This is a genomic window from Streptomyces sp. NPDC041784 (genome assembly GCF_055591025.1).
Window position 1 is genome coordinate 1 of record NZ_JBVJAB010000065.1, and the last position, 18,303, is coordinate 18,303.

Here is an 18,303-nt window from a genome sequence, read left to right on the forward strand (position 1 = left end):
TCCACGGGCTCGACAGCCTCAGATCCGAACACGTTCTCACTGGTCATCGATGCATCTTCCATGATCGGGAGTTACACCGAACGTCTTACAGTCCCACCCTGCGCCCCATGAGCACCCCCATGCACTTCCAGGCGAAGCCAACCGCCGCATTGATGACTCGACTGTGCTCTGCTCTCCTGCCGGGCGGTGCCCACCAGCGGGCCCCGTGCGGGCGTTGTAGGTCACGCAAGAGTGAGCGCTGCAGCAGAGGGCACGGCGGGCGTTGACTTCGCTCAGTTCGACGTTGATGCCGTAGTCCGCGGCCAGGCCGGCAAGCCCCGTGTCGTAGCCCTGACCGACAGCACGCACTTTCCAGCCCGAAGCGTGTCGATAGATCTCCACGACGATGGAGACGGTCTCGCCCGAAGTGAAGGGTGCTGGCTCGAAGGACAGAGTGGTGCCAGAGGGTTGGGTGGTCTCCGTACGCCATCTGGAGTGGTGGTCGAATACGGCCGTGGGCTGTGCTTCGAGGTCGATGCTGGCGATGACGGCCACGGTGTGGACGTCATCGGGGACGTGGGGCAGGTCCGCGGTGACCGTGTCGCCGCTGGTGCGGACTCCGTCGTGGTGCGGGTGGTTGTAGAAGACGAGGTCGTGGTCGCTGCGTACCTTGCTGTGGCTGGTGAGGAGGACGGCAGAGACATCGATTGGCGCGCCGGTGGTGATGAGACGTACCGCTACGGATTCGGTGTGAAGCGGGGCGTTGGCCCCCTTGGCCAGCAGGTGCTTGGTGCTTTCCGGCGGGCCGGGGGCGTCCTCGGCTGCCTCTGCGGCGGGCGCACTTGCGGGCAGAGCGGTGTTGGTCAAAGTGGCGAGGGCGCGTTGGAAGAGCGGCCAGCCTTCAGTTTCTCCTCCAGGCCAGGCCAAGGCCGGCCGTGCGGAGCCGAACTGTTTGGGTGTGGGGGGCTGTCCGAGGGCTTCGCAGAGCTGCACGTAGCGCAGGCTTTCGATGGCCAGGCAGGTGAGTTGCCACTGCCGTTGGGCTTCTTCGGGCTGGTTCATGCGCAGGTCGTTGTCGACGGCGGTGCCGCCGAGTGCGGCGAAGACGCGGCGGGCGAAGTCATAGCCGTCGCCCGGCAGGAGACGGGCCGGGCGCTCCTGCTGCGCGGGCGCGGGTTCTCCGATGGCGGTGTGCAGGGCGCTGAGGTCGCCGCCGGTCCACTGGTTGGCCGCGGCGGTGGCGAACTGGGCGAACTGGATCAGGGTGGGCGGACGGCCCTTCGCGGCCACGAACTGGTGGTGGGCGCGAGCGACGTCTTCCAGGGCGGTGCGCCAGCGCTGCTGCAGGTAGGTGTCGAGGTGCTGCTCGGCCCAGGCACGGCGATGGCGGGTGATGATGTCGTGTACCTGCTCGAAGCCTTCGCGGCGGCTGCCGCTGCTGTGGCTCATGGTCAGGGTGAAGGAGCCGACGGCGGTGTCCACTGGGAGTACTGTGTGCTCCGTGATGATCGCCTCTTCCGGGCCCAGGTGCTGCTCGGCGGTGCGCAGTTCCTCGAACAGGTCCGGGGGATGGGGCAGTCGGCGGCGCGCAGCGCGGTGAGGGGGCGGCTGTAGTAGTTGGCCACACCGGACAGGGGAGCGCGGGAGTAGGGTCCTTCGCACACGAACCAGGCGGTGAGTGCGACGCCGTGCCAGAACTCCAGGGCCGGGCCGAGGGCTTCGGCCATCAGCTGGTGGGGGCGGGGATTGCTGACGATGCTCTTGGCATGCCGCTGCAAGGTCACCGACTGCCACAGACGGTCCACCTGCTCGTTGACAGAAGCAGGCAGCACCTGCCGGTACAGCTGTTGGGTGAAGCCGTGCTCGTCCGGCCCAAAGGTCATGATGTTGTCGTCAACGAGTCCCCACAGCGGCCGCATGCCGGGTCGTTGGGCGGCGTGCGTCTGGTCGAAGGCTGTCCACCACTCACGCAGGGCCGCTACGCGTTCCTCGACGGGGGAGAGGGAGGTCGGGCCGCCGAGGAAGGCTGCGAGCATCGCGTGGATCTCGTCCTCTGGAATGCCCGCCTCTGCCGCCGTGCCGGCGGCCTGGGCGGACATCCCCACATACAGCCGCGGTTCGGGCAGCGCGGTGATGACCTCTTCGTCCGGGTGTGGCGGCGCCTGAAGGTAGTCCAGTACGGCCAGCCAGTCGCCGGCGAAGTAGCCGGAGACGACCGGCTGCAGGGCGCGCGTCAGAACCCGGCGCGCCAGGGCGGTGCCGGTCTTGGCTTTCTTCGCGAAGCCGGTCATCAGGGCCTGCATCTGCAGAGTGCGATGACGGGTGACCAACTGCAGCGGATCGACCCCGGTCAGGGCGTCCAGCAGGCGCAGACGGGCGTGCTGCTGTCCGGGCCGGTCCAACCGGTGCCAGCCGCCGCCGAAACGGAAGGCCTCCAGCGCATCGTCGGCGATGCCCAGCAGACGGTAGCGTTCCTCGATGCCGGCCCACAGCCGCCGCTGGTCTTCGATCGTCTTCGCCGGACCCGCCGCCCGCACCCGGATCGGCTCGATCAGTGTCTCGAACAGCGGGACCAGCACCGACCACAGCAACACCGCATCGGCCGCCCCGGCCACCAGGCTCACGCCGGCCGAGCTGTCCGCGGCCAACGTCAGGGCATGGGCCGGGCGTTGGCGCACCAGATGCGGCAGATTCACCGCCCCGGCTTTCAGCGACAGCTTCTGCGGCAGGTACCAGGCCCCGCGCCGCGGCTGCTCCTGGACCCCGAATGTCTCAGCGCACCACGTCTTCTCCTGGGCGGTGAGGCCCAACACCTCGGCGCTGTCCGCAGCCTGAGGGCCTGTGCCCCTGACCACCGAGGCCAGCGGCCGACCGGCCAACGCTGCGGCCAGCAGCCGGGCCGCGAGCACGTCGAGCTGAGCAAACCGCTGCTGCTGTCCGGCAACTGCCTCCAGGGCAAGCGCTTCTTCAGGGTGTGCATCGAGGGCAGGCTGCCACCAGCACGGTTGGTCACTGGCCACCGGTCAGCCTCCGCATGTACTCGACGAACTGCTCAAACGGCATCGGAGTCGCAGTGGTTTGCGCGTAGACGGCGTAGCGCTGGGCCATCAGCTGCATCTCCCGCTCCGCCCGCTGGGCCTCCACCCGGTCCAGGTCGTGCACCACCCGCTGCTCGACACGCCCCTGCTCGTACAGCACGAACGCATCGACCCCGCCTGGGAACGCACTGTCAGATGCCCCTTCCCCCAGGCCGTCACGGTCCGCGAAGTCCGCCTTCAGCGTGCTGGTGTCGATCAGGGGGACGTCGAGCAGCAGCGCGGGATCCATGTCGTTGTCCGCGCACATGGCCTCCAGATGGTCCTCGAGGCCGAGTTCGGCATGGCAGACCACATCCAGGTACTGCTGATCGGCTGCCGGACCGGGATGCCGCAGCACCCGCACACCGCGTCCGATGAACTGGTAGAACTCGCCGAAGCTGCCATAGGGACGCACGGGCACGACCACGGTGATGGGCGGGAAGTCGTAGCCCTGGCCGAGCATCCGCAGCTGCACGATGCCCTGCAGATCACCCGCGTCCGACTCGAAGCGCCGCCGGGTGGCCTTGATCGCCGAAGGCGACATGCTGTGGTGCAACGTGGCGCACGGAATGCCATGCTCTTCGGCGATCCGGGCGACTTGGCGGGCGTGGGCCTCACCCATCGCCGCAAACAGTGCCCGGGGTTTGACCGGGGCCAGCAGCTTGGCCTGAGCATCCAGACAGGCCCGCGTCACGGTCATCACCTGCCGGATCGAGGCATCGGACTGCGCGGTGATGCGGGGCATCTTCCGCCAATGCGGCCAACAGCGCTTCGCGGCCCACGATCTGCTCGCGCCGCCCGTCGGGCCACACCGCCTCGTACACCGCCGTTGCCGCATCCGGGGCGAACCGGTGAACGCGCAGATTCTTCGCCGAGCCGCCCGCGATGGAGTCCACCAGCCGGTAGCGGTAGACCACGTCAGCGTCGATCGGCTTGCCGTCCAGGCGCTGGAAGCACGCCGACATCAACAGCGTGCGCGCACCGCGGAAGTGAGCGAACAGCCGCTGATAGGAGGCGCTGGCCGCGATGTGGGCCTCGTCGACGACGATGAAGTCGACATCCTCCGGCTCCAGCTTGGCCAGCAGGTCCCCGCCCTTGTCGCCGGTGCCCAGCGCATGAAGTTCGTGACCAGCACGTCCGCGTCCAGCATCCGCTGCCGGCTCACCCGGCTGATCTGCTCGTCGTCCGCGTCCAGGACCAGCGTGGTCGGCGGCCGCGAACCCGGCAGCAGCGGGCCGCCCGCCAGCCCGTACAGGACATTGCCGGGAATTCCGGGATCGAGGGCCTTGGCGAAGGTGCCGCGGATGACCGAATCCGGAGTCACCACCAGCGCCCGCCGCCTGGCGAACGACAACGCGGCCGCCACCCCCAGCGCGGTCTTGCCGGCCCCGACCGCCATCACCGTGGCCGCATGCCGGCCGCCGGAGGCGTAGTAGTTGGCCAGCGCGGCCAAAGCCTCGTCCTGGCAGGCCCGCAACGGCTCCCGGACAACCTGAGCGCGCACACCAGCGAAGTAGGCATCATCGGCCGGCGATTGGGCACCCCGAGGCGGATCGGCCGCCCGCAGGGGATCGCCCACCATCTCCGGGACCTCGACGCGCGGGGCGGCGATGACCAGGGGCGAGAGCACGGCATCCTGGCGCAGCATCGCCTGCAGCTGAGCGACGCAGCGTGCAGTGTCCAGGCGCACCGCGTCATAGGAAAACCGCAGCACCGTCAGCCCTGTGGCCGCCAGGTCGTTCTGCCGCAGCCGGTCGTAGGTGAAGGCGGCACGGTCACTGTGGAAGGTGAACCCGTCCAACTCCACGGCCAGGTGCAGTGACTCGCCCGCGATCAGATAGTCCAGCCGGTAGGTGCGCTCGTTGACCGTCACCGGATGCTGACTGTGCACATGCGCCACGATGCCCCGCTGCGCGGCCGGAGTTAGCACCCAGCGCAGGAAGGCCTCTTCCAGGTAGGACGCCGAGGGGATCAGCTGCTCCAGCCCGGCACTCATGCGGCCCCACCAGCCCTCGCCTCGGCCGCCAACGCGCCAATCTTCTCCGAGAGACGGGCCACCGCGTCCTCACCCTGGTCGAAACGGGCCAGCCGTCGCGCCACTTCGAGGGCGTCGATGAAGGCGCCTTCGCGTTCCAGCAGCATCACCAGCCGGGGAACGGACGTCACGTGCACGAACGATGTCGGGACGGAGCCGGTGTCAAAGGAGACCGCCTGCGGGGCAGCCTCCATCAACTCCAAGTCCAGCAGCGCGAACACCTCAAGCAGCTCAAGCCCGTCAGAGTAGGAGCGTCTGCCGCTCCACAAGCGGTCCACCGCGCCTTGGAGGACGAAGTGGTAGTCCATCGCTTCACCGGGAAGCTCCAGCGCCTCCCAGACCCGGGTGACCAGGTCCGCTCCGCTCGCCTCCACCGGCACATGCCGGCTGGCCGGCGTTGCCGACGTACTGCCCTCAGCAGACGGCCACATCAGCGAGCCGTACGACACCTCCGGACGGACACGTGCCTCTGCGAGCGCTTCGCGGACGACACCAGGGCTCCCGGCGAACCGCACACCAGGAATCGCTGCCATACGTTCAAACCACGTTGCCATGCCCCCCACTCATCCCACTCCCACAGCGTCAACCGCCCCCCAACGCCCACAGCCATGCTGTGGTTCGGCCGGTCCCGAGAATCATGCGCCCCCGGTGACCCACTGCGTGCTGCTCCCCGACCCAGTGCATCCTCTCGCGCAGCCCCCGGTCGGGCGCAGGATTCTCTAGAACAGCACGCCGATTGAGCGACGGCCGCTCAGTACGGCGCGAACTGCCGCATCTCTAACCGGGGGTGGACGAGTTGGTCGACGGGCCTCCGGTCGAGGTTGTGCGGATGCGGCGAGTTCTCGATCGGCAAGTCCAAGGCCCCTCCGTGCGCACGGAGTTCATGCATACGGGTAACGGCAGCAGCGATCCGCCTCTGGCGGTCAGTGTCTCTTCCTACGTTGCTGGTGGGGCAGCACACGGGGAGGGTGCCATGGCGGACCGAACGGCAGACATGCAGGAGCTGTGGCCGCAGCTTCTGCAAGTCATCAAAGAGCGGATGCGGTTCGCCTGGATCCTGCTGAGCCAGAACGCGAGCGTGCTCTTCTACGACGGCACCACGCTGACGCTCAACATGTTCAGCCAGGGCGCATACGACACCTTGATCAACTCGGATTGTCGCAGCGTGCTCGAGGAGGAGCTCGCAGAGCTTCTCAATCCTCCGCCCGCCGTAGAGGTGCTGGTGCAAGGCAAGACCCCGCCTCCCCCCGACCCCCCCAACCCTGAAGGCCCCACGCAGGCGCATCCGCCCGGTGCCGTTCCGACCACCGACACGCCACCGGAGCCGGACGAGACCCTGACGACCATCTTGCATCTCGTCCTGGCGCAGACAGCGTTCCTGCTGCATGAGGACGGAAACAGCCAGGCCGCCGCCTTGTTGGCGGACGTGGAAGACATCGAGCATGTTCCCAGCGACCGATCTGAGGAAGGCGAAGACGTCGCCCTCATCGTGCCGCTCTACCTCGTGCTCCGCTTCACCCGGGAGGTCCTCGCCGCCATCCAGCCCCTGCTCGTCCACGTGGCGGCACGTCACGGCCTGCTGGTCGACAACGTCAGCGCCATACCGTCCCTCCCCGAGACCGGTGACGACTGGCGGCAGCGCCTCCAAGAGAAGCTGATCAACAAAACATCCCCCAGCCAGTGCCCCTCGCCCCGTGCCGAGGAGGCAACCGCCACCCTCAGCAGGGACGGTTTCGCCTTCGACTCCCGGAAGCAATTGCTTGTCTACGAGGTGTTGAAGCGGGCACAGGCACAGCTGCCGCAGGATTCCACCATCGCCATCTTCCCGCTGCCGAGGGCCCGGGTCGGCAGCGGCAGCACCTGCGCCCCGGACTTCCTCGTCACCGCCTCCGGCCGGGTGGGCGCCATCGAGGTCGACGAACCCCATCCCCACGAACACTTCACCGCGGACGCCGCCCTCGACAGAACCTGGCGCAACAGCGGAATCGCCCACATCGAACGCATCCTGTTCAAGGGATTCAGCGCCGACCGCGAAGTCGACGCCCTCGTCCGGCAGTTCCTCACCCGGCTGCACGAACACCACTGACCACCGCGGCAGCCCGGCCGATCACCGAACGGCCGAAGGCGGCCGCAGCGCGTGCGGCGTCCACAAGCTGCACCGTGGCGGGCACCAAGCCAATGCCTGCCTGGCCGGCACCTCTACCCATCCCCGCGGCCGGGCGGCGAGCCTTCTCACGTACCACCGTGCGCGGCGCACGGCATGGAAGCAGCGACAGCCCTGTGACCAGCCAGATGTCACAACTCCCGGAGAAATCGTCACTGTTGTGGTGCATGTGATGCGCGGGTGGTACCGAGCAAGCCATCCGGAAGGGGAATGTACGGCCTGATCGTCTTGCCGCCTTGTCAGGGCGATGGCCTCGATGCTGTGCCTGCCGGGCCGTTGGGCGTGTTGAACAGATCCTGATAAGCGCGTAGTTCCTCTCCGGTCAGTTCCGGGTCGCCGCTGATGGCGCTCATGGTGGTGTCCCATTCCCGGTAGCCGTCGGTGCGGGGAGTGAGCAGCACACCGACCGACGTGAGCTGGGCGAGGTCCGCATGCTCGCCGCGTTCGTGATGGCGCAGCTGAAGCCAGGCGGAGAACGCGGCGCGGGTGTGGTCAGTCAGGGTGGGACAGACGGCGAAGCCAAGCTGATCCTGATCAGGTCCGGCGATGAAGGTGCGCATCCGCCATACCGTGGTGCGTGGTGCCTGTCGCAGGCTCGGAGACCGCGGCCAGCGCGTCCAGCAGAAATCTTCCCAGATCTGTGCGGTATCCGACCGGCAGGCTGTCGAGAGAGGCCAGGACGCGTTGCCGGGTATCCCACTCGTCCGGGTCCAGCGGGCTGGTGGCCACGTCCTCGAGCATGATGCGGACCATGGTGTGGGCTTCGTCGTCGTCACTGCCGGCCGGGGCAGTGGGCAGCAGCGGCACGCTGTGCGGCTGTCCGCCGCGCCGAGTCCAGGACGGGTCCGCCTCTCCCGGTACTGCCTCGGCGTCCGCGGCGGCCAGCTCGTAGTAACGCTCCGGCTCGCCGCCCAGAACGGGCGCCGACGTGCCGACCCGGTGCAGATAGCCGACCACGGCGTGGGTGGAGCGCAGCTGGTTGAACAAGAACTCCCAGTCGCGGCGCAGCAGTGCGATCACCGGTGTGTGTCCGTGCTGCTCCGCGACAGTCAACTCCTGTGGGGGGTCGGGGTGTTCGATGATGGCGACGCCGACCCAGTCGATGGCTGGTCCGTCGATGCGGACGCGGCGGCCCCGTCCGTTGACCATGTGTACGCTCTCTGCCCGCAGCCGGCGGGCGGTGCCCTGGATCTGCTTGCCCGCCGCAGTGATTTGCTTCAGGACCCAGGACGTCTCCCGCTCTGCTGAGGCTGGCTCGCCCTCGCGCGCCTTGATCTGCACGACGACACCCTGGTCGCCGACCACCAGCAGACCGTCGCTGATCTCCCGCACGCCTCGCCCCTTGCGTTCCACGCTCGGGGCCATCACGAAATCCGGCAGGCCCCAGGTGGCCGCCGCATCCTGCACAGCCATCTCCGCGGCCGTGCCCCGCCGGTCATGATGGCGCAAGGGTGTCGCGTGCGGGATGACCCGCTCGAACACCCCGTTTGGAGTGCTCACCATCCGCGTGAGCGTGTCGGCGTCCTCGAATCGTCCCAGACCGATATCCGAGGAGGCCAGCGCGGCCAGTTGCTCGGCGGACCAGTGCCTCGACGAGCGTGTGGCTGCGATCCAGGTGTCCCCGGGGAGGGAGTGCCCGGCAGACAGCACGCGCCGGCTGACTGGCACCTGGCTGGACAGCCACGCAAACGAGACAGCGAACCGGGTGACCGCCTCGATCACCAGCGACAGCCGCCGGACGAAGTTGTCCTCGTCATCGGCCGGGACGAACCCCTCCGTGAAACACAGGTCGACATACGTGCCTGCCCGCGCGGTGACAGCACACCCGCTCTGGTAGGAGCTCAGCCGGTAGCGGGCCAGGACATGTTCCTGTTCGCCGAGCGCCCCGGGCTCCGCCGCCTCAACGCTCTCGACCATCGCAGGCGCTGCGGCACGGACCTGCGGTTCGACCGGGGTCGCCCACGCGCCCATCACCGCCCCGGCATCCAGCGCCGCCTCCCATTCCAGCAGATGGCCCAGCCCCCGGCGGATCCGGTCGATGACCTCGTCGCCATCGCTGTCCTGAAAGGGCTGGCAGTCTTCCACCATCGCCACGTGCGACCGCAGGGCGCCGTCCATGCACGACTCGGCCAGCGACTCCCGGAACCCCTCAAGAGAATCAGCAACCGGAAAGAACCGGGGACACTCCGGCCTGCGCAGCCGCTGCAGCGCACTGAGCCTCCGCCAACTTGAAGTTACAGGTCAAAGGGCTGGTATGACGGCCTTTCGGGGTGCGCGCGCTGGTCGTGGGCGGCAGTTTGCGGAGTAGATCGTCCGTCAGCGCGGTCGACTCAAAGAGCATCCGGGCAGGGCTGGGCGCGATGACGTTCTGTCGGCCTAGCCATCGCCTTCGGGCAGTGTTGAGGCGACTCGTTCGAGTAGGTCGGCAAGCTGCGTCTGCTCGTCTGCGCTGAGCCCGGAGAGGAGTCGACGCTGGTTGTCCAAGTGGACGGCGATGAGTTCGTCGGTCAGTTCGACGCCCTCGGCGGTGAGGGTGATGAGGCGTCCGCGTGAATCACTCTCGGCGACGGATCTGCTGACCATGCCACGGGCTTCGAGCCGGTCGACCCGCTTGCTGATCGCGCCGGTGGTGACCAGGACGGTGCGGCTGAGCTCGCCTGCGGACAGCGCGTAGGGCTCCCCGGAACGCCGGAGCGCCGCCAGCACGTCGAAGTCACCGCCACCCAGGCCCGCGGCCTGGAAGGGCGGGCGCAGCCGTTGGTCCAGTGCGTCTGTGAGCCGGAAGAGCCGGCCGATGACGAGCATCGGTGCCGCGTCCAGATCGGGGCGCTCGTGTTTCCACTGTTCGACGATGGCGGTGATGGCGTCGGTCTGCATGCCTTCACTATATCTTCCACGGATGATACATTATCTTCCATGGAAGATAAATCTGTTCCTCGTGCCGCCACGCTGGTCGTCCTCTACTTCGATGCCACCTGCCCCTTCGCCTGGGTCACTTCCCGATGGCTACTCGAAGTCGAACGGCTTCAGCCGATCGACCTGCGCTTGCGGATCATGAGCCTGTCCGTGCTCAACGAGCATCGCGAACTCGACCCCTGGTACCGCGAGTTCAACGAACGGGCCTGGGGCCCGGCCCGGGTGTGCGCGGCCGCCGAAGCCCTCCACGGCAACACCGTCCTGCGCGAGCTCTACACCGCGCTCGGCAGCCGTATCCACGTGGGGCGCAACAAGGACTACGACGCGGTCATCACCGAGTCCCTCGACGAACTGGGACTGCCCGCGTCCCTGGCCAAGGCCGCACACACCGACGCGTTCGACGCGGACCTGCGCGCCAGCCACCAGGCCGGCCAGGAAGCGGTCGGCGAGGAGGCCGGGACACCCGTCGTCACAGTGGACGGCGTCGGCTTCTTCGGCCCCGTCCTCACCTCCGTCCCAAAAGGCGAGGAAGCGATCCGGCTGTTCCAGGCCACTTTGACCCTGGCCGGGATAGGGGCATTCGCCGAGCTGAAGCGGGGTCGCGGTGCGCTCGACTTCGGCTGAACCGGGTGTTCGCACCCGGCGCCGACTCATCGCCGCGAGCCTGGTCGGCTCGATCGGCGACGGCATATACGTGCCGCTGACGATGCTGTTCGTCCACTCGCTCACCGGCCTGTCACTGACGTCGATCGGCGCGGGCCTGACCGTCGCTGGGCTCTGCGCCCTGCTGTTCATGCCGGTCGCAGGCGTCCTCATCGACCGGTTCAGCGGCCGACAGGTGCTCATCGGCGTGCTCGCGTTGCGGGCGGCCGGTTTCGCCGCCTACCCCTTTGCCGATTCCTATCCCGCTTTCCTGGCGATCGCCCTGGTGGTCGCGGTGGGGATGTGGGCCTCATCGCCCAGCCAGCACGCTCTCATCGGCGAGATCGCCCAAGGCCCCGAGCGTGACCGGCTGCTGGCATGGGACCGCAGCCTACGCAACGCCGGCATGGGATTCGGCAGCATGGCGGCGGCGGGCATGCTGGCGTGGAACGGCAGCGCCGGATTCATGGGTGCTGCCGTGGTTCTGGCCACGGTGTTCGCCATCGCCGCTGTGCTGGTGTTCCGGATCCCGACCGCCCAGGGAGGGCCCAGGGCACCGGAGGCCACCCAGGGCGGATACCGGCAGGTGCTCTCCGACCGCCCCTACCTGCTCATCACAACGGCCAACTTCCTGATCGCCTTCGGCTACACCAGCCAGGCCATCGCCCTACCGATCTTCCTCACCCGCGACGTCGGCATCCCCAACGCCCTGGCCGGAGCCGTGTTCGCACTCAACACCGTCCTAGTCGCCGCGCTCGGCGTCCCCATCGCCCGCTTGACCCTGCGCGGTAGACGCACCCGCACGGCCGCGTCCGGCGCAGTCATCTTCGCGCTCTCCTTCGCCGCCTTCGCGGCCCTTCCCCAACTAACCAGCGGTACCGGCGCCATCGTCGCCGTCCTGGCGGTCGCGGTGCTCTACACCGCCGGTGAACTCATCCACTCCGCACCATCACAAGGCCTGTCGATCCAGGCCGCCCCCGATCACCTGCGAGGACGGTACCTGTCGATCTATCAGCTGTCCTGGTCGGTCTGCCGCACCATCGCGCCCATGCTGCTGGGATTCCTACTCGATGCCGGACAGTGGCACGTGTGGACAGTTTTGGCACTGATCGTCCTGACCGGCGCCGCGATCCTGCTCTGCGCCGAGCGCGTACTGCCGCCACACGTCGTCAGCAGCACACGGAAAGCCACCGCCACCACTCCTCAGGAGGTCATGACCTGACGGTCGAGAGTCTGCGTGACATGTTCCGGTCTCTTCCGGTCTTCCCCGCCGACTGCCCCGGCCGGCAGCCGCAGGCACCGAGCCCTCTGGGGCTTGACAAGTGGTCGAGGTTCAACGGAAGGGAGGGCTGTCAGGCGTCCAATCTCACCTGCTCAGCATTCTTGAGGCGGGCAGCTACGGCTCGTGTCCGCGTACTCGTTGAAGTGGCTCCGGCAAGATTTTCGGAGCCAGAGCGGAAACTCGTGAACGAAGCCAGCTCGCCGGTTCTTGCTCGCTGTGGTTGGGCCGTCTTCTACGATCCGGTGCATGCTGGATCCCGAGCTGCTGAAACGGATCACCGCGCGGCGCGTGGAACTGGACGAACTCGAAGAACAGCTGACCAAGCAGTTGGCAGAGGTACGGGCCGAGCGGGACGACTCGCTGTGGCCGAACGGGTCCTTGAGCGGATGGGCGAGCAGCTCGCCGACGAACGTGCCTCGGCCGCGCCGGTGCCGGGGCAGGTGGGCGGGCAGGCGGTGATGCTGATCCCGCACCGCACATCGGGCGTGGAGGAGGCCACGCTCCCGCCGGACTACCAGCGCATCCTCGCCGCCGTGCGGCAGGCCGCCGGACCGGTCATGGCCCGGCAGGTCGGCGAAGTGCTGGGGGTGAACGTCAGCGTGAGGGGCAAGCTGGAACCGCTGCGCGGGAAGCTGGTCAGACTGGCCGACCGCGGCTGGCTGCGGAAACTGCCCGACGGCCGGTTCACCACCCGCCTGTGACCAGGGACACCGTCGCCCGGATCGATGCGGCGCGGGCGTAACCAGGGTTCCCCCGGCAGCCGTTGGAATCTGTGTGACGAGAACTGAAGAGCACGCCGAGGACACCTGCCCGCTTGTCTATCAGTGCCGTCTTCCACTGACCACGCACACCGTCAACCACCTCGCCGACCTGCTGCGGCGCCATCTGAAGGCGATACGGTCCAGGTGGCGGATCCTGCCGCCCGGACGGATCGCGGTGATCGTCCTGGCCGTGCTGCGTCACGACCAGCGCCTGGCCGACATGGCCGGCGGCAACAATGTGTCCGAGTCCACCGTCCGCCGCTGGCGGGACGAGCTGATCTGCCTGCTTGCCGCGCAGGCCCCGCGCCTGGACCGCGCCCTGAAGAAGATTGCTAAGCGGGGTGGGGAGGTGGTCCTGATCGACGGCACCCTCATCCCCACCCAGCGCCGCACCGGAAAGTCCGACCGGCGCAACTACTCCGGCAAACACCGCCGCCACGGCCTGCACTTCCTCGCCCTGACCGACGAAAGGGGCCGCCTGATCTGGATATCTGCGGCCCGGCCCGGCCGCACCCACGACATCACCGCCGCCCGCCACGACCATGTCCTGGCCCACCTGCGCACCGCCGGTCTCGGCGCCCTCGCGGACCTCGGCTTCCGCGGCCTGGACAACGACGTACGTGACCCCGTGATCGTCACCGGGTTCACAGCCACCCGCGCACACAAGCTCACACCCGGCCAGAAGGGTGCCAACCGAGTCCTCGCCACCGGACGCGCATCGGTCGAGCACGGTTTCGCCCACCTCAAGAACTGGCGGACCCTCACCAAACTCCGCACCGACCCCGCCCGCGCCACCCACCTCCTGCGCGCTCTGCTCGTTCTAACGAACCTCGAAGTCAACCGCTGACAAACGATCTACGCCGCAGACTGCCGCCCACGACCAGCGTGAGCACCCCGAAAGGCCGTCACACCAGCCCTTTGACCTGCGACTTCAAGTTGGCGGAGGCTCAGTGGTGTGCATCGTGAAGTAGCAGGTCACGGGCCTGGTGTGCGTCGGCTCCGGGGTACTCATGCTGGTGACGGGCGGGTGACTTCGGTGGAGATCGTCGGCCAGCGGGCGACTTCCCCGTTTGTGAGGACGAGCAGGCGTGGGCGCCCTCCCTCATCGTCACCCACTGCCGCGGCGCCGCCTAAATCCGCTGGCGGCCAACGCCTCGTCCTGCGACAGTGCGGGAATGGAGTGGAGAGCCGTTTCCGTGGCGGACGTCGACGCCCTCGCCGAACTGCTCGGCCGGGACGAGGAGGCGACGGTCGATCGCCGCGAGTCCGGCCCCGCCGAGGCGCGCAGCATGCTGGCCGCCCCCGGCCTGGACCTGCGCTCCCGCACGTGGACCGCGTCGGGCCCCGACGGCGGCTTGCTCGGCTTCGCCGCCCTCCATCCCGCGCCTCAGCCGGGCGAGCTGCGTGCCCAGTTGGTCGTCGCCCCGTCCCCGGATGCACCTGCCGTCACCGCGACGCTCCTGGACCGCCTCGACGTCTGGGCCGCCCACGACCTGCCGACCCCTGACACGCCGGTGACGTTGTATCAGCTTTCTGGCTGCTTCCCCCACGACCAACTCCTCAGCCGCGGCTGGACCGTCGTGGGCAGCAGCAGCCGCCTCACCGTCGACCTGGACGCCATCCGCCTCCCCGAGCACCCCGCGCCCGCGGTGCGCGCGGCCCGGAACGAGACCGACCTCCGCACCGTCCACTCCGTGCTGAACGAGGCCTTCACCGACGACCCGGAGCACCCCCACCAGGACTTCGACGCCTTCCACCACGCCCAGCGCCGACGCGAGGGCTACAACCCCGACTTGTGGCTCCTCGCCGAACTTGACAGCGTCCCCGCCGGCGCCCTTATCGCCCGCGACCCCGTCGACCGCGCCTGGATCGCCTGGTTCGGCGTTCACCCCGCCCACCGCCGCCACGGCCTCGGCGCCCAACTCCTCACCACCGCATTCAGCCTCCTCCGCGCCCGCGGCCACCGCACGGTCGGCGTCGACGTGGACACCCACAACACCGGCGCCATGCAGGCCTACACCTCCGCCGGCATGACCCTTCTCGGCGCGGCCGACCAGTGGCGCAGGACCTACATCTGAACCCGGCGCCCGCCCTGCGTCAGGCAGGGCGACGCCGCCGGTGGTAGGCCCAGGCGAGAGCCAGAACGATCGGTGGAGATCGCCGGTCAGCGGGCGACTTCCCGGTTCGTCAGGACGAGCAGGGCCCGCACCAGCGCGGTCGCCCACCTCGGGTTGGTGCGGACCTTGCCGAGCACGCGCCAGTTCTTCAGATGCGCGAAGCCGTGCTCGACCGGGGCCCGGACCGCGGCCAGCGCCTTGTTGGACAGCTTCTGCCCCCTGGTCAGGGCCGGTTGCGGGCCGCCTTGTAGCCGGTGATCACCGCCGGGTCCGCGTCCGGGCCGCCGTCGTCGAGACCGACGAAGCCCAGGTCCGCGATCGCGCCGAGGCCGGCCGCGCGCAGGTGGGCGGTCAGTTTGTCGTGGCGGCAGGCGGTGATCTCCGAGGCGCGTCCGGGCCGGACCGCGCTCACCCAGACCAGGCGGCCCTTGTCGTCGGTGAGCGCGATCACGAGCAGGCCGTGGCACTTGTGCTTGCCGGAGTAGTTCCTCCGGTTCTCGGTCCCGGTGCGGCGGTGGGTGCGGATCAGGGAGCCGTCCAGCAGGACCACCCCGCCACCCGATCGGGCGATCTTCTTCAGTGCGCGGTCCAGGCGCGGGGCGCGGGCGGCCAGCAGCCCGACGACTTCCCGCACCCACCGGGACACCGTGGTGCGGTGCACCCCGTTCCCGCCGACCAGGTCGCCGGGCCGCTGGTCACAGCGCAGTACCGCCAGCACGATCCCGGCGATCCTCCCCGCGGACAGGGCCCGCCACCGCGATCCGATCTTCTTCAGGTGGCCGCGTATCAGGCAGCTGAGCCAGTTCAAGGTGGCGCTCGCCAGCGGCAGGCGAGCGGTGTAGACAAGACCGTCGGGGCCCTCGGCGAGGCTGTTGTTTTTCTTCACACCAAACTCAACTGCCGCCGAGGGCCCCCCAGTTACGCCACTGCGGCTGCCGGGCAGGCACGGCTACAGGCGCGCGGTGAACTTCCCGTCGCCGCGCTTGTGCAGCCAGCCGCGGTCCGCGAGCTTGACCAGCTTTGCCCGCAGCGGCTCCAGCTTCCCGCGCACCTCGACCTGAAGGCCCAGCTCTTCGCCCACCGCCCGCACCTGCACCGGACCGCCGGCGGCCCGCACGATCGCCAGGATCCGGCGGTAGTCGCCGGGAAGCGCGGCCTCGTCAACACTGTCGCCGCGGTGCGGGACCAGCAACACCGCCCGCCCGCCGACCTGCGCCCACGCTGGTGCGACGGCAGCCCGTTCCCCGGCGATCTGCTCGCTCATCCGCGCCAGAACCCGCTCAGCGACTGCGAGTTCGTCCCGCTCGGCCCGCACCTGGTCCAGTTGCTTGACCAGCTGTTCTTCCAGACTGTCCAGTTCCGCGCTGCGCGCTGCGATCCGTTCCAGTACCTCGGGGTCCACCATGCCCGGGAGCGTAGGAGCCCCTGGCTGGATCGGACCAGAACCCGCGAAGTCCTCCCTGCCCGACGATCTACACGGCAGACTGCCGCGCGCGACCAGCACGAGCACCGGGGCACGGAATCACACCAGGCCCGTGACCTGCCACTTCACGATGCACACCACTCACTGGGTGCGAGCCGGCCGGTGCGGGGTGGGCATCGAGGGCCTGGCCCACTCCGACGGCCTCCAACTGGCGCAGAGTGTCGGCGACGTCCTCGTGGTCCTCGGTGAGGAACTGCGCGGCGAAGTCGATGACGGCGCGGGCGATGCCTTCCGCCGTGTCCGGTCCGGCCTGCGCCCAGGTCCGCAGCGAGGTCACGAAGACGCGTCCGAGGGCCTCCAGGGCGAAGGTGTCCGCGCACGGCTCGCCCGCCTCCGGGGCCGGGCAGCGCGGTGACGGGGACGACGATCCGTTCGACGACGTCGACGAGCAGCTCGGGCATCCGCGGCTCGCCGCTGGCGAACTCGCGGGCGGCTTCGACGTCGTCGGCCTGGACGGCCCGGAGGTAGCTGAACGCGCTGATGGTCGCGTCCGGGGTCATCGGGGCGAGCGACATGTTGGTGGTGGGCATGATGGCTCCTCACGTACGGGGCGCCGCGCCGATCGCGGCGGCCTCATAAGCGATCTTCAGAGCGGATGCCTGTGGATAGAGTCCGCGCACCGACGGTGAGCGGACTCGCCTGGCCGGCGCCTGCGTTGCCCCTTGTCCAGTTCCGCTACCTGCGACATTCCGCCCATTCCAGTGGGGAGAAATCTCCGTCCCGGCACGCTGCGCGACGGCCGGAAGAAAAGCCGCTGCCGCCCGGGCCTGCCGCTGGGAGACTGCGGGGATGACCACGCAGCGGCTGCCGTTCCCGGTCCCGGACGAACGCGCCCACTACTTCGTCGACAGCTGCGCCGACATGCACGACCTCGTTGAGGACATGGTCGTGCCCGCCGGCGCTTCCGAGGCTGCAGCGACCGTCCTACGTACGGCCCGCGAGCTGCTGCGCCAGTCGTACTACTGCTACGAGTTCTCCACGGTGGCGGTCATGCACTCCCTGATCGCGGTGGAGATCGTGCTGCGTGACCGGATCCCGGACGCGGGCAAGAAGCCGCTGCACCAGCTCATCAAGCAGGGCGCCGCCGACGGGATCCTGACGGTACGGCAGGCGGAGTACCTCGACTATGGTCGGCAGATCCGCAACGGCATGGCGCACGGCCAGACCACGCACGCGGTGATGCCGCCGGCCATGGCGATCCCGATGGTGACGACCTCGTTCACGATCGTCTCCGAACTCTGCACCGCTGCCCCGTGCCGCTGAACCTGGACCGTTTGACAGCGAAGTTGGATCAGTCGCTCAGACCGCTACTGAGATTTTCGGCTTAGGGTGACAGTGATCTCGCGGGTGGGTGTATCCCTGGAGGATGCGGTATCCCGATGGGGGTGGCTTGACCGCGAAGCAGCGGGCCCGGCGGGAGCAAGTGCGGTTTGAGGCTGCCGAGTTATTCGCGCACGGGGTGACACCGCCGCAGGTCGCGCGGCGGTTACGGGTCTCACGCAAGTCCGCTTATGCCTGGCATGCCCGCTGGTGGGACAGCGGTGTTGAGGCCCTGCGGAGCAAAGGGCCGTCCGGGTGTCCGTCACGGATGAAGCCGGAGTGGCGGGCCTGGCTGGCGGCGGAACTGGAGAAGGGGCCGGCCGCGCACGGCTGGACGGAGGACCAGCGGTGGACCCTGGCCCGGGTGGCCACGGTGATCGCCCGGCGCTTCCACGTGCGCTTCAGTTCGGCGCAGACCTGGCGCATTCTGCGCCAGATGGGTTTTTCGGTGCAGGCGCCGGTGCGGCGGGCCGCCGAGCGTGACGAGAAGGCCGTGGCCACGTGGATCAAGGAGACGTGGCCGCAGG

Annotated in this window: 18 protein-coding genes and 1 pseudogene; 9 read left to right on the top strand and 10 right to left on the bottom strand. The window is 68.8% G+C overall.

The genetic code is table 11. The annotated features are described in order from the left end of the window. Positions 1–36: 36 nt before the first annotated feature. The 5 genes from ACZ6D7_RS46720 to ACZ6D7_RS46740 form a co-directional block, all read right to left on the bottom strand. Positions 37–1,461 (bottom strand): TerD family protein, encoded by a 1,425-nt coding sequence (locus tag ACZ6D7_RS46720; RefSeq protein ID WP_469504921.1) that lies wholly within the window; start codon positions 1,459–1,461, stop codon positions 37–39. After that, positions 1,431–2,999 (bottom strand): hypothetical protein, encoded by a 1,569-nt coding sequence (locus ACZ6D7_RS46725; protein WP_469504923.1) that lies wholly within the window; start codon positions 2,997–2,999, stop codon positions 1,431–1,433. The genes ACZ6D7_RS46720 and ACZ6D7_RS46725 overlap by 31 nt, the downstream gene beginning before the upstream one ends. Next, positions 2,989–3,801 carry a DEAD/DEAH box helicase gene (locus tag ACZ6D7_RS46730; RefSeq protein WP_469504925.1) on the bottom strand — a complete coding sequence of 271 codons (813 nt, stop codon included), beginning with the start codon at positions 3,799–3,801 and terminating at the stop codon, positions 2,989–2,991. The genes ACZ6D7_RS46725 and ACZ6D7_RS46730 overlap by 11 nt, the downstream gene beginning before the upstream one ends. Before the next feature lie 219 nt (positions 3,802–4,020). Then, a complete protein-coding gene (locus ACZ6D7_RS46735) occupies positions 4,021–5,052 on the bottom strand; it encodes an endonuclease domain-containing protein (RefSeq protein ID WP_469504927.1) in 1,032 nt (343 codons plus the stop codon). Continuing rightward, on the bottom strand, positions 5,049–5,645 hold the full coding sequence (locus ACZ6D7_RS46740) for a hypothetical protein (protein WP_469504929.1): 597 nt from the start codon (positions 5,643–5,645) through the stop codon (positions 5,049–5,051). The genes ACZ6D7_RS46735 and ACZ6D7_RS46740 overlap by 4 nt, the downstream gene beginning before the upstream one ends. A gap of 419 nt (positions 5,646–6,064) precedes the next feature. Here ACZ6D7_RS46740 and ACZ6D7_RS46745 point away from each other — a divergent pair, with 419 nt between their 5' ends. Next, entirely contained in the window at positions 6,065–7,177 is a 1,113-nt protein-coding gene (locus tag ACZ6D7_RS46745; RefSeq protein WP_469504931.1) for a hypothetical protein, read from the top strand. 317 nt (positions 7,178–7,494) lie between these two features. Here ACZ6D7_RS46745 and ACZ6D7_RS46750 read toward each other — a convergent pair whose 3' ends face one another. The 3 genes from ACZ6D7_RS46750 to ACZ6D7_RS46760 all read right to left on the bottom strand — a co-directional run bounded on the left by ACZ6D7_RS46750 (position 7,495) and on the right by ACZ6D7_RS46760 (position 10,132). Next, the gene (locus ACZ6D7_RS46750; protein ID WP_469504932.1) at positions 7,495–7,815 is read right to left on the bottom strand and encodes a hypothetical protein; all 321 of its coding nucleotides are present in this window, start codon (positions 7,813–7,815) and stop codon (positions 7,495–7,497) included. Then, the gene (locus ACZ6D7_RS46755; protein WP_469504934.1) at positions 7,790–9,373 is read right to left on the bottom strand and encodes a hypothetical protein; all 1,584 of its coding nucleotides are present in this window, start codon (positions 9,371–9,373) and stop codon (positions 7,790–7,792) included. Before ACZ6D7_RS46755 ends, ACZ6D7_RS46750 begins: the two co-directional genes overlap by 26 nt. A 258-nt stretch (positions 9,374–9,631) precedes the next feature. Continuing rightward, positions 9,632–10,132: a MarR family winged helix-turn-helix transcriptional regulator gene (locus tag ACZ6D7_RS46760; protein WP_469504936.1), complete on the bottom strand. Its 501-nt coding sequence runs from the start codon at positions 10,130–10,132 to the stop codon at positions 9,632–9,634. Positions 10,133–10,171: 39 nt separating this feature from the next. On the opposite strand from ACZ6D7_RS46760, the gene ACZ6D7_RS46765 reads away from it, so the two are divergent. The 5 genes from ACZ6D7_RS46765 (at position 10,172) to ACZ6D7_RS46785 (ending at position 14,934) form a co-directional block, all read left to right on the top strand. After that, complete coding sequence (locus ACZ6D7_RS46765; protein ID WP_469504938.1) at positions 10,172–10,795, top strand: mycothiol-dependent nitroreductase Rv2466c family protein; 624 nt, start codon at positions 10,172–10,174, stop codon at positions 10,793–10,795. After that, positions 10,776–12,035: an MFS transporter gene (locus ACZ6D7_RS46770; protein ID WP_469504940.1), complete on the top strand. Its 1,260-nt coding sequence runs from the start codon at positions 10,776–10,778 to the stop codon at positions 12,033–12,035. Before ACZ6D7_RS46765 ends, ACZ6D7_RS46770 begins: the two co-directional genes overlap by 20 nt. 422 nt (positions 12,036–12,457) lie before the next feature. Next, complete coding sequence (locus ACZ6D7_RS46775; protein WP_469504942.1) at positions 12,458–12,796, top strand: hypothetical protein; 339 nt, start codon at positions 12,458–12,460, stop codon at positions 12,794–12,796. Positions 12,797–12,869: 73 nt separating this feature from the next. Next, the gene (locus ACZ6D7_RS46780; protein WP_469504943.1) at positions 12,870–13,703 is read left to right on the top strand and encodes a transposase family protein; all 834 of its coding nucleotides are present in this window, start codon (positions 12,870–12,872) and stop codon (positions 13,701–13,703) included. 349 nt (positions 13,704–14,052) lie between these two features. Then, positions 14,053–14,934 carry a GNAT family N-acetyltransferase gene (locus ACZ6D7_RS46785; RefSeq protein WP_469504945.1) on the top strand — a complete coding sequence of 294 codons (882 nt, stop codon included), beginning with the start codon at positions 14,053–14,055 and terminating at the stop codon, positions 14,932–14,934. 86 nt (positions 14,935–15,020) lie between these two features. Here ACZ6D7_RS46785 and ACZ6D7_RS46790 read toward each other — a convergent pair. Both ACZ6D7_RS46790 and ACZ6D7_RS46795 read right to left on the bottom strand, forming a co-directional pair. After that, a pseudogene (locus tag ACZ6D7_RS46790) lies at positions 15,021–15,859 on the bottom strand (transposase family protein). Positions 15,860–15,922: 63 nt separating this feature from the next. Then, on the bottom strand, positions 15,923–16,378 hold the full coding sequence (locus ACZ6D7_RS46795) for a hypothetical protein (protein WP_469504947.1): 456 nt from the start codon (positions 16,376–16,378) through the stop codon (positions 15,923–15,925). Positions 16,379–16,526: 148 nt separating this feature from the next. Between ACZ6D7_RS46795 and ACZ6D7_RS46800 the strand changes: the two genes are divergently transcribed. The 3 genes from ACZ6D7_RS46800 to ACZ6D7_RS46810 form a co-directional block, all read left to right on the top strand. Next, positions 16,527–16,811, top strand: a complete 285-nt coding sequence (locus ACZ6D7_RS46800) for a hypothetical protein (protein ID WP_469504949.1) — start codon at positions 16,527–16,529, stop codon at positions 16,809–16,811. Positions 16,812–17,245: 434 nt separating this feature from the next. Continuing rightward, on the top strand, positions 17,246–17,719 hold the full coding sequence (locus ACZ6D7_RS46805; protein ID WP_469504950.1) for a hypothetical protein: 474 nt from the start codon (positions 17,246–17,248) through the stop codon (positions 17,717–17,719). Positions 17,720–17,822: 103 nt separating this feature from the next. Next, positions 17,823–18,303, top strand: a 481-nt coding sequence (locus tag ACZ6D7_RS46810; protein ID WP_469504952.1) for a winged helix-turn-helix domain-containing protein, incomplete at its 3' end; no start/stop codon positions are given.

Excerpts from the sequence above, each read along its gene's own strand:
- ACZ6D7_RS46730 (WP_469504925.1), bottom strand. The coding sequence starts at position 3,801 with ATGCCCCGCATCACCGCGCAGTCCGATGCCTCGATCCGGCAGGTGATG.
- ACZ6D7_RS46735 (WP_469504927.1), bottom strand. The coding sequence starts at position 5,052 with ATGAGTGCCGGGCTGGAGCAGCTGATCCCCTCGGCGTCCTACCTGGAA.
- ACZ6D7_RS46740 (WP_469504929.1), bottom strand. The coding sequence starts at position 5,645 with ATGGCAACGTGGTTTGAACGTATGGCAGCGATTCCTGGTGTGCGGTTC.
- ACZ6D7_RS46745 (WP_469504931.1), top strand. The coding sequence starts at position 6,065 with ATGGCGGACCGAACGGCAGACATGCAGGAGCTGTGGCCGCAGCTTCTG.
- ACZ6D7_RS46750 (WP_469504932.1), bottom strand. The coding sequence starts at position 7,815 with ATGCGCACCTTCATCGCCGGACCTGATCAGGATCAGCTTGGCTTCGCC.
- ACZ6D7_RS46755 (WP_469504934.1), bottom strand. The coding sequence starts at position 9,373 with ATGGACGGCGCCCTGCGGTCGCACGTGGCGATGGTGGAAGACTGCCAG.
- ACZ6D7_RS46760 (WP_469504936.1), bottom strand. The coding sequence starts at position 10,132 with ATGCAGACCGACGCCATCACCGCCATCGTCGAACAGTGGAAACACGAG.
- ACZ6D7_RS46765 (WP_469504938.1), top strand. The coding sequence starts at position 10,172 with ATGGAAGATAAATCTGTTCCTCGTGCCGCCACGCTGGTCGTCCTCTAC.
- ACZ6D7_RS46795 (WP_469504947.1), bottom strand. The coding sequence starts at position 16,378 with ATGGTGGACCCCGAGGTACTGGAACGGATCGCAGCGCGCAGCGCGGAA.
- ACZ6D7_RS46800 (WP_469504949.1), top strand. The coding sequence starts at position 16,527 with ATGCACACCACTCACTGGGTGCGAGCCGGCCGGTGCGGGGTGGGCATC.
- ACZ6D7_RS46805 (WP_469504950.1), top strand. The coding sequence starts at position 17,246 with ATGACCACGCAGCGGCTGCCGTTCCCGGTCCCGGACGAACGCGCCCAC.